11 protein-coding genes are annotated in these 9,939 nt (G+C 46.5%); all 11 read left to right on the forward strand.

Annotated features, from left to right (window positions below; genetic code table 11):
- The coding region (locus B3M51_RS00965; protein ID WP_292756225.1) for a ParB/RepB/Spo0J family partition protein at positions 1 to 817 on the forward strand (817 nt) is incomplete at its 5' end.
- A gap of 224 nt (positions 818 to 1,041) precedes the next feature.
- Positions 1,042 to 2,871, forward strand: coding sequence for a methyl-accepting chemotaxis protein (locus B3M51_RS00970; RefSeq protein ID WP_292756227.1), 1,830 nt, complete (start codon positions 1,042 to 1,044; stop codon positions 2,869 to 2,871).
- A gap of 287 nt (positions 2,872 to 3,158) precedes the next feature.
- A complete protein-coding gene (locus B3M51_RS00975) occupies positions 3,159 to 3,533 on the forward strand; it encodes an ATP synthase subunit I (protein ID WP_292756229.1) in 375 nt (124 codons plus the stop codon).
- A 7-nt stretch (positions 3,534 to 3,540) separates the two neighbouring features.
- Entirely contained in the window at positions 3,541 to 4,440 is a 900-nt protein-coding gene (gene atpB, locus B3M51_RS00980) for a F0F1 ATP synthase subunit A (protein WP_292756231.1), read from the forward strand.
- 57 nt (positions 4,441 to 4,497) lie between these two features.
- Complete coding sequence (atpE, locus tag B3M51_RS00985) at positions 4,498 to 4,731, forward strand: F0F1 ATP synthase subunit C (protein WP_007144166.1); 234 nt, start codon at positions 4,498 to 4,500, stop codon at positions 4,729 to 4,731.
- A 45-nt stretch (positions 4,732 to 4,776) separates the two neighbouring features.
- A complete protein-coding gene (locus B3M51_RS00990) occupies positions 4,777 to 5,247 on the forward strand; it encodes a F0F1 ATP synthase subunit B (protein WP_014705460.1) in 471 nt (156 codons plus the stop codon).
- A 12-nt stretch (positions 5,248 to 5,259) separates the two neighbouring features.
- Positions 5,260 to 5,790: a F0F1 ATP synthase subunit delta gene (locus B3M51_RS00995; protein WP_292756233.1), complete on the forward strand. Its 531-nt coding sequence runs from the start codon at positions 5,260 to 5,262 to the stop codon at positions 5,788 to 5,790.
- 24 nt (positions 5,791 to 5,814) lie between these two features.
- Positions 5,815 to 7,356 (forward strand): F0F1 ATP synthase subunit alpha, encoded by a 1,542-nt coding sequence (gene atpA, locus B3M51_RS01000; RefSeq protein ID WP_292756235.1) that lies wholly within the window; start codon positions 5,815 to 5,817, stop codon positions 7,354 to 7,356.
- Between the two features lie 14 nt (positions 7,357 to 7,370).
- Complete coding sequence (atpG, locus tag B3M51_RS01005) at positions 7,371 to 8,237, forward strand: F0F1 ATP synthase subunit gamma (RefSeq protein WP_292358481.1); 867 nt, start codon at positions 7,371 to 7,373, stop codon at positions 8,235 to 8,237.
- A gap of 50 nt (positions 8,238 to 8,287) precedes the next feature.
- Positions 8,288 to 9,664: a F0F1 ATP synthase subunit beta gene (gene atpD / locus B3M51_RS01010; RefSeq protein WP_292482902.1), complete on the forward strand. Its 1,377-nt coding sequence runs from the start codon at positions 8,288 to 8,290 to the stop codon at positions 9,662 to 9,664.
- 18 nt (positions 9,665 to 9,682) lie between these two features.
- Positions 9,683 to 9,939 (forward strand): ATP synthase F1 subunit epsilon (gene atpC, locus B3M51_RS01015; RefSeq protein WP_292756237.1); only part of this gene is annotated, 257 nt, incomplete at its 3' end.

The raw sequence follows: 9,939 nt of genomic DNA on the forward strand, positions 1-9,939 counted from the left end.
AGGTGACGTCAATCAGGATGAAAGTAACCTGAATGATAGCTTGCAACATTTTCCACTGGACATGATTCAACCTGGTAAATACCAGCCGCGCATGGATATGTCTCAGGAATCCCTTGAAGAACTTGCTGATTCCATCCGCTCTCAAGGTCTGGTTCAGCCGATTGTGGTTAGACCGATTGACGGTGGACACTACGAAATCATTGCTGGTGAACGTCGCTGGCGGGCTTCCAAGCTGGCTGGACTGGAAAGTGTTCCGGTATTAATCAAGGATGTTTCGGATCGCAATGCGATTGCGATGGCATTGATTGAAAATATCCAGCGTGAAAATCTGAATCCGATGGAAGAGGCCAATGCCTTGCATCGACTACGAGAAGAATTTGAATTAACTCACCAGCAAACCGCTGAGGCGGTGGGTAAATCACGTGCGACCATTAGTAATTTACTGCGGCTGCGAAATCTTAATGATGACGTGAAGAAATTACTGGAAAACTGTGATCTGGAAATGGGCCATGCACGAACTCTGCTGGCTTTGGAGGGCGAAAGCCAGTCCGAGGCAGCTTTACAAATCGTTGAAAAAGGTCTGTCGGTTCGTGAAACAGAACAGCTTATTCGTCGATTATTAAAGCCATCCTCGGCAGATAAGCAGGAAGTTCCACAACCGTCGCTGGAAGAAATCGAACGCATAGAACAACGTATCTCCGACAAGTTAGGTAAAGGCTTCAGTATCAAACACCGCCCTAATGGCAAGGGTAAACTGGTGTTTGATTATTCCAATGTGGATGAGCTAAAACGCCTTATCAAACAAATAGGTGTGTAAAGCAGCGTAATGTAATGTGCACATAATTAGTGAAATGTTTGTTTCACTGTGGTGCAACTTTGTTTCATTACCGGTGATTCCAAACGCTTTAACTACAGACGCGTAAACTTCAGCTGCTACATAAGCTCAGGGTTTTAAAGCATTTCACTCTTTGCAGTATCATAAATCCATCCGCTGGACTGACAATTGCATATTCCTGCTGACTCTAAACTATGGAATCCGCAGTGAAATTGTTGAGCAGACTACTTAAATCATCTGAATTCATTGAAACTCCAATAGCAAATGCCAAGGTGCAGGAAGATGTGGCAGTAATTCCGCATTTTACCGAAGCAGAAAAACGCTTTTACCGTTCCCTGCAATTGGTGAGCAGTCAAACCGCTCAGCTTTCAAGACAGATTTTCCGTGCGCTTGAGGTTCAGGAAAACTTTTTATCAGAAATCGGCCAGCGTACTGACAAACTGGATAATGAACTGAAGCGGGCCAGTGATTACCTGAATAGCTCAAACTCAACGGTCGGGGCTTTACAGGCCCAGATAGATGTTGAAGCGAACGATGTAAACGTCGCAGTCGGCGAAGCGATGCAACATATCTCCCTTACCCTTGATGAAAAATCCCATAGTGTCACCGATGTGCTGGACGGCATTCTGGAAATCGGTAAAGGCGTTAATATGTTGGCACTTAATGCTGCTATCGAAGCTGCACGTGCCGGGGAACATGGGCGAGGATTTGCCGTGGTGGCTGATGAAGTCAGACGTCTTGCAGCGGTTACCATGGAACAGGCACAGCAGGCGGCAAGGCAACTGGACTTCACTCAGGTTAACGCCGAGCTGGATCAGATCCGTCAGACAAATTCTGAAAGACTGAATAGTTTTGTAGAGGTTATCCAATCGGCTACAGCGCAGCTCACCGAATTATTTCAATCCATTAGTGAACAGTTGAACGCGGTTATGGAAAACACCGGGGTAATTTTTGAAACGCTGGATCTGAGTAATGGTGTTATGCAACGCATACAAAGCAAGAATAAAATCATCAACGATGTGGTTGAAGATATGTCCACTGGCCTGGAACAAATTGATATTCAAACAGCGGAGATCGATTCAGCAGTCAGGTCAATGGATAGCACACTGAAAAAACTCTATCTGGTACCTGATGCATCACATGATCAACTTGACGATATTCTGCAGCGCGGAAAACTAAGGGTTGCGATAGAACCCAATTTTGTCGGTTTATCGTTTCGCGAAAAACTCGGTGAGCCATTGAAAGGGCTGGATGTGGATTATGCCAGAGCCTTTGCGCGGTACCTGGGAGTCGAATGTGAATTTATCGAAGCACCATGGGATATGTGCACTGAATTGCTCACGGTGGGTAAAAAATATGGCGAACCACCAGCGGATATTGTTATCAGTGCACTTCCTCCGTCGGCAGAATACGATAACGTGGCGTATTCCGAAGCCTACACATATCTGCATTGGGTACTGGCTCGCAGGAAAGGTGATAACCATATCAATCGGCTTGACGATCTGAATGGCAAAGTCGTTGGAATTATCAATGATCCTGCAGCGTTTCAAGTGCTTGAAGATTGTGGTATTCGCTGGAGCAGTAATGAAAACAAACCCGGTGAAAAGGTCCGACTGGATAATCTCATCGCTTATTCCGATCAAACGCGCATCCATAACTGTCTAGCGGATGGTGTAGTAGATGCCTTTGGTGTCGATTTGCCGATTTATTACTGGGCCTGTGAAAACCCCGCCAGTCCTTGGTTTGGCAAGATTGAAATTCTGCCTGGAAATATTGCGCCCCAACCGTATTACTACACCATGGCAGTTAATGCCTGGGGGTCAAGTTACCGTCTGCTGGCCAAAGCCAATGCGTTTATTAGCTGGTTTAAACAACAGGATGAACGCCAGCAGATAGAACGCAAATGGCAGGGTGCCGCGGTGAATGGCAATATCAGTTACCGCAATGAACCGGGAGATCTGATGGGAGAGGATGAATTAAAAATTTTATACGAAGCACATTGCAGCAAATTTAAGCTGGCGCCCAAAACCCTGTAATCGAAGAGAGTGTTGTCAGATGGCAAACGATGGTAGTTATTTACTACAGCGTTAGAGGTCTGGTTAATTAGCCGTTTAACGGGAAAATCTCCCAGTTATAATCTCCAAAAATCAGATGCCTTAATGGATTCTTTCATAATGGCAAAGACGGTTTGAACAAAACCTAAATCAGTGTGGCATACCCTATCAAAAATAAATTAAGCGATATAGTCGTTGACCGTGCAAAGGGTAGGTCTATATAATTCCCTGATTTGCTTAAGGCAAAACTAAAGATCCAGCGGATAGAGATGGAGCAACTAGCCAGAGTCAGGCCCGTAAATCAGCTGCTAATAACGCAGGTTATAGCGTTGGTTGTTATTGTGGTTTGTGTCTCATGGTTACATGGCAAGGATGTCGCCATAGCCGTATGCTTTGGGGGCATGATCAGTGTGGTCAACACACTGTTGCTGAAATGGCATTTACTGAGAACAGTCGTTAAGGCTGGTGCCAATCCGGCAAAGAATCTCGGTGGCGTATACAGGTGTATTGCAGAACGATGGGTTTTTACCCTGGCCATGTTTGTGGTTGGCTTCGCGGTGTTTGAGTTTTCCGCGTTACCGCTCCTGCTCGGCTTCGTCGCGATACAAGTGGTTTTATTGTTTGGAAATATGAAACAGGCTTGAGACAAACATGGCGGAAGAATTAACAACTTCAGGATACATCAAGCATCACCTGCAAAATCTGACCTTTGGTCCGAAACATGAAGAGCTAGAGCCAGGCGTTTGGGCTCCAACAGGTGATTATGGTTTTGCAATGTCTTCTGGTGAAGCAGCACAAATGGGTTTTTGGTCCATTAATGTCGACACCATGTTTATGTCGATTCTACTTGGCGGTTTGATGATGTGGTTTTTCCGCAGCGTTGCCAAGAAAATCTCCGCAGGTGTCCCTACAAATACACAGAATTTCGCAGAATGGATCATTGAGTTTATTGATGATTCTGTACGTGGCTCCTTCAGTGGTGGCAAAAATACCCTGGTTGCCCCGATGGCATTAACCATCTTCGTCTGGATTTTCCTGATGAACCTGATGGATTTAATTCCAGTCGATCTTATTCCTTTAGCCGTAGCACACGGCGCATCAGCAATCTTCGGTGTTGATCCCCACGATGTCTTCTTCAAAATCGTCCCAACTACCGATCCAAATGCCACTCTCGGCATGGCATTATTTGTTTTCTTACTCATGCTGTATTACAGCTTCAAAGTCAAAGGCGTCGGTGGTTTCATTGGCGAGTTGACCTTGCAGCCGTTTGGTAAATGGGCGCTGCCTATCAACTTTGTGCTCGAAACTGTCACTTTGATTGCAAAACCATTTTCACTGGCATTACGGTTGTTCGGCAACATGTATGCAGGTGAGATGGTGTTCATTCTGATCGCCACCATGTACGGTGCCGGTCTGGTTCTAGGTTCTTTTGCTGGTCTGTTACAGGTTGGCTGGGCGATTTTCCACATTCTTATTATTACCTTGCAGGCATTTATCTTTATGGTGCTGACCACGGTATATATGGATATGGCACATCAGGAACATCATTGAGTTTGATTGAGTTGTAACTTTATTTTTTTAGTCTTTAGACGTTTGTAGGAGAGAAAAATGGATATGGGTTTAGTTTATATTGCTGGTGCACTGATGATTGGTCTGGGTGCTCTGGGTGCCGCCATTGGTGTTGGTCTGTTGGGTGGTCGCTTCCTGGAAGCTGCAGCTCGCCAACCTGAATTAGTACCAATGTTGCGTACACAGTTCTTCCTGGTCGCAGGTCTGGTTGACGCGGTACCAATGATCGCTGTTGGTTTGGCAATGTATGTACTGTTCGCGGTAGCTGGTTAAGATTATTAACTCAACTCCCAATAGCGATAAACAAGAGGTACAGGCATGAATATCAATGCAACCTTGATAGGCCAGCTAATTGCCTTTGCGATTTTCGTCGCATTCTGCATGAAGTACGTCTGGCCGCCTATCATGCAGGCGTTGGAAGAACGCAAAAAGAAAATCGCTGATGGTCTGGCTGCGGCAGAACGTGGTCGTCATGAACAAGAGTTGGCAGAAAAACGTGCCCAACAGGTAATTCATGAAGCAAAAGATCAGGCAAGCGAAATTGTTTCTCAGGCTCAACGCCGCGGAAACGAAATTGTCGACGAAGCCAAAGGCACTGCGCGTACTGAAGGTGAGCGTATTCTCACATCTGCCCGTGCAGAAATTGAGCAGGAAGCGAACCGAGCCCGTGATGAACTGAGAGCACAAGTTGCGTCAGTTGCACTGGCAGGTGCTGGCAAAATCCTTAGTCGTGAGATTGATGACAAAGCCCACACCGACCTGCTCGATGAGTTGGTCAGCCAAATCTAGAGGAATCATAGGATGGCAGAATCAATAACCATCGCTCGCCCCTACGCATCAGCCGTATTTGCGATTGCACAAGAAAAAGGCGACATGCAGGCATGGTCTGAACTGCTCACAGTACTGGCGCAATGCGCTGATACACCCGAGGTCGAATCCATATTGGTGAGCCCTGCGGTCAGTGATGAACAGGCAGTCAATCTGCTTGCTGATATTACTGGTGAGCTCAGTACAGATGCTCGTAGTTTTCTGCTGCTTCTGGCAGAAAACAATCGATTGCTGCTGTTGCCGGAAATTGCAGAGCTATATGAACTGTTACGCGCCGATGCGGAACAAATGCTGTCAGCTGATGTGATAACTGCACGGCCGTTGACAGATGAACAAAAAAGCAAGATTGCAGCCGCACTGAAAAAACGCCTGGGTAAAGAAATCACCCTTAGCGAAAGTGTAGACGAGAGTCTGCTGGGTGGCGCAATCATTCGGGCAGGTGATCTGGTAATTGATGGATCTGCCGTAGGTAAATTGAACAGACTGGCCAGCGCGATAAGCTAAGCGGCCCGTAAAGAGGAAACAGAGATGCAACTGAATTCAGCAGAAATCAGTGACCTGATTAAAAAGCGAATTGAAAGCTTTGACGGGGCTACTGAAGCACGAACAGAAGGCACCGTAGTCGGTGTAACCGATGGTATTGTGCGTATTCATGGTCTTGCCGATGTCATGTCCGGGGAAATGCTTGAGTTTCCAGGCAACACTTTCGGTATGGCTCTTAACCTGGAGCGTGACTCAGTCGGTGCCGTTATTCTGGGCGCTTACCAACATATTTCTGAAGGCGACAAAGTCAAATGTACTGGTCGTATTCTTGAAGTTCCAGTAGGCGAAGGCCTGTTAGGACGTGTTGTTGACTCACTGGGTAAACCAATCGACGGCAAAGGCGACATTCAAGCCAGTGGCTCTTCTCCAATTGAGAAAGTAGCGCCAGGCGTTATCGCACGTAAATCAGTTGACCAACCATTACAAACTGGTCTGAAATCAATCGATGCGATGATTCCAGTCGGTCGTGGTCAACGTGAGTTGATTATCGGTGACCGTCAAACTGGTAAAACAGCTATCGCGGTTGATGCCATCATCAACCAGAAAGGTACAGGCGTTAAATGCATCTATGTAGCGATTGGTCAAAAAGCATCTTCTATTGCGAACGTGGTTCGTAAACTGGAAGAACACGATGCACTGGGTCACACCATCATCGTTGCGGCATCTGCTTCTGATTCAGCTGCTTTGCAATTTATTGCACCTTACGCGGGTTGCTCAATGGGCGAATACTTCCGTGATAAAGGTGAAGATGCACTGATTATCTATGATGACTTAACCAAACAAGCATGGGCTTACCGTCAGGTGTCTCTGTTATTACGTCGTCCACCAGGTCGTGAAGCTTATCCTGGTGACGTTTTCTACCTTCACTCACGCTTGCTGGAACGTGCAGCACGTGTAAACGAAGATTACGTAGAAAAACTCACTAACGGTGAAGTGAAAGGTAAAACCGGTTCATTGACTGCGTTGCCTATCATCGAAACCCAGGCGGGTGACGTTTCTGCTTTCGTACCGACCAACGTAATTTCGATTACAGATGGTCAGATCTTCCTGGAAACTGACTTGTTCAACGCCGGTATCCGTCCTGCGATTAACGCTGGTTTGTCGGTATCACGTGTTGGTGGTGCCGCTCAAACCAAGATCATCAAGAAACTGGGTGGTGGTGTTCGTCTTGATTTGGCACAGTACCGTGAACTGGCAGCGTTTGCTCAGTTTGCTTCTGACCTTGATGAAGCAACCCGTGCACAAATTAGCCGTGGTCAACGTGTTACCGAGTTGATGAAACAGAAACAATATCAACCATTATCGATTGCTGAAATGGCGATTTCATTGTTCTCAGCTAACGAAGGCTTCCTGGATGATGTTGACGTCAGTAAAGTCGGTTCATTTGAAGCGTCACTACTGTCAACCATGCGTTCACAGCATGTTGAGCTGATGGACACAATCAACACTACTGGTAATTTTGATGACAATATCGCTGGCCAAATGCGCAGCGCGATTGAAAAATTCAAAGCCAACGGTAGCTGGTAAGCGAGGCATAATTCATGGCTAGCGGTAAAGAGATACGTACGCAGATAGCAAGCATCAAGAGCACGCAGAAGATCACCTCTGCGATGGAAATGGTGGCTGCCAGTAAAATGCGTAAGGCTCAGGAACGCATGGCGGCAACACGTCCTTATGCTGACAAGATCTTAAATGTTATTCAGCATTTGGCGTTTGCCAATCCGGAATACAGACATCCTTATTTGCAGGATCGTGAAGAGAAACAGCGTGTAGGTTATATCGTGGTTTCTTCGGATCGTGGTTTATGCGGTGGTTTGAACAATAATCTGTTCAAGGAAGTGCTGCACGAAATCAAATCCAAGTCAGATAAAGGCCTGCAGGTTGATATCTGTGCAATTGGTCAAAAAGCCTCAACATTCTTCAGCCGCTTGCCAGTGAACATGGTTGCACAGGTTACCCAATTGGGTGATGCGCCACGCGTTCATGAATTGATTGGTAGCATCAAGGTTATGTTGGATGCTTACGAATCAGGTCATATTGATAGTCTGTACCTTGTTTATAACCAGTTTGTGAACACCATGACGCAGGAAGACACGTTTATCCGTCTGCTACCTGCCACTCCTGGTGCGCCAAGCGAGGAAATGTCTCATCACTGGGATTATATTTACGAGCCGGATGCGAAAGAAGTTTTGGATGATTTGCTGGTCCGTTACATCGAGTCAGTGGTTTATCAAGGTGTTGTTGAAAACATTGCTTCTGAACAAGCATCACGCATGATTGCGATGAAAAATGCGTCTGACAATGCCGGCGATCTTATTGATGACCTGCAACTGGTTTACAACAAAGCTCGCCAGGCTGCGATTACACAGGAAATCTCTGAGATTGTTGCGGGTGCCGCTGCGGTCTAACTGAATTAAAAGGGCTGAGCAGCCCGAACTTATTTGAAAGAGGAAGCAAGATGAGCTCTGGAAAGATTGTACAAATTATCGGTGCGGTCGTTGACGTGGAATTTCCCCGCGACAGTCTGCCAAATATTTATGATGCTTTGATGGTTGAAGAGGCTGGTTTAACCCTTGAAGTACAGCAACAACTTGGTGACGGCGTAGTTCGAACCATTGCCATGGGTACGACTGATGGTCTGAAACGCAGCCTGGCAGTAAGCAATACTGGCAAAGCGATTAGTGTTCCAGTCGGTCAGAAAACTCTGGGCCGTATCATGGACGTATTGGGTAACCCAATCGACGAAAAAGGCGACATCGGTGAAGAAGAGCGTTGGGGTATCCACCGTAAAGCACCTTCATTTGATGAACTGTCTGCCAGTAATGAATTGCTGGAAACCGGTATTAAAGTTATCGACCTGGTTTGCCCGTTTGCCAAGGGTGGTAAAGTCGGTTTGTTCGGTGGTGCCGGTGTCGGTAAAACCGTCAACATGATGGAGCTTATCCGTAACATCGCTATCGAGCACAGTGGTTTCTCGGTATTCGCTGGTGTTGGTGAGCGTACTCGTGAAGGTAATGACTTCTACCACGAAATGACCGATTCCAACGTAATCGATAAAGTATCACTGGTTTACGGTCAGATGAACGAGCCACCAGGTAACCGTCTGCGTGTTGCGTTGACTGGTTTAACCATGGCGGAGTTTTTCCGTGATGAAGGTCGTGACGTATTGTTCTTCGTTGATAACATCTACCGTTACACATTGGCCGGTACCGAAGTATCAGCCCTGTTAGGCCGTATGCCTTCAGCGGTAGGTTATCAGCCAACACTGGCCGAAGAAATGGGTGTACTGCAAGAACGTATTACCTCAACCAAAACCGGTTCTATCACGTCTATCCAGGCGGTATACGTACCTGCGGATGACTTGACTGACCCATCTCCTGCAACCACCTTCGCTCACTTAGACGCGACTGTTGTATTGTCACGTTCAATTGCTGAACTGGGTATCTACCCTGCGATTGACCCGCTGGATTCAACTTCACGTCAGCTGGATCCTTTGGTTGTAGGTAACGATCATTATGATATTGCTCGCGGTGTTCAAAACACGCTGCAACGTTATAAAGAACTGAAAGATATTATCGCGATCCTGGGTATGGATGAATTGTCTGAAGAAGACAAACTGTCTGTATCACGTGCTCGTAAAATTCAGCGTTTCATGTCACAGCCATTCTTCGTTGCTGAAGTATTCACCGGTGCACCTGGTAAATACGTTTCACTGAAAGATACTCTGGCTGGTTTCCGTGGCATTCTGGATGGTGAATATGATTCACTGCCAGAACAAGCGTTCTACATGGTTGGCACCATTGATGAAGCGATTGAGAAAGCCAAAAAGTACTAATCTCTTGGGAGGTAGCTGATGGCTATGACAATTCATGTTGACATCGTAAGTGCTGAAGAATCCATTTATTCTGGATTGGTAGAAGCTGTAATTGCCTCGGCACAAGAGGGTGAGGTGGGTATTTACCCACGTCACGCTCCATTGCTGACACGCTTAAAAGCCGGTGAAGTGCGGTTACTGAAAGATGGTAAGGAAGAGCAGTTTTATATTTCCGGTGGCATTTTAGAAGTTCAGCCACACATCGTCACTATTCTGGCCGATACCGCATTACGCGC

It is taken from the genome of Methylophaga sp. UBA2689 (genome assembly GCA_002354555.1).
Taxonomy (GTDB): domain Bacteria; phylum Pseudomonadota; class Gammaproteobacteria; order Nitrosococcales; family Methylophagaceae; genus Methylophaga.

Bases quoted from the DNA above. Each gene is read 5' to 3' on its own strand.
- B3M51_RS00975 (WP_292756229.1), top strand. From the start codon at position 3,159: ATGGAGCAACTAGCCAGAGTCAGGCCCGTAAATCAGCTGCTAATAACG.
- atpB (WP_292756231.1), top strand. From the start codon at position 3,541: ATGGCGGAAGAATTAACAACTTCAGGATACATCAAGCATCACCTGCAA.
- atpE (WP_007144166.1), top strand. From the start codon at position 4,498: ATGGATATGGGTTTAGTTTATATTGCTGGTGCACTGATGATTGGTCTG.
- B3M51_RS00990 (WP_014705460.1), top strand. From the start codon at position 4,777: ATGAATATCAATGCAACCTTGATAGGCCAGCTAATTGCCTTTGCGATT.
- B3M51_RS00995 (WP_292756233.1), top strand. From the start codon at position 5,260: ATGGCAGAATCAATAACCATCGCTCGCCCCTACGCATCAGCCGTATTT.
- atpA (WP_292756235.1), top strand. From the start codon at position 5,815: ATGCAACTGAATTCAGCAGAAATCAGTGACCTGATTAAAAAGCGAATT.
- atpG (WP_292358481.1), top strand. From the start codon at position 7,371: ATGGCTAGCGGTAAAGAGATACGTACGCAGATAGCAAGCATCAAGAGC.
- atpD (WP_292482902.1), top strand. From the start codon at position 8,288: ATGAGCTCTGGAAAGATTGTACAAATTATCGGTGCGGTCGTTGACGTG.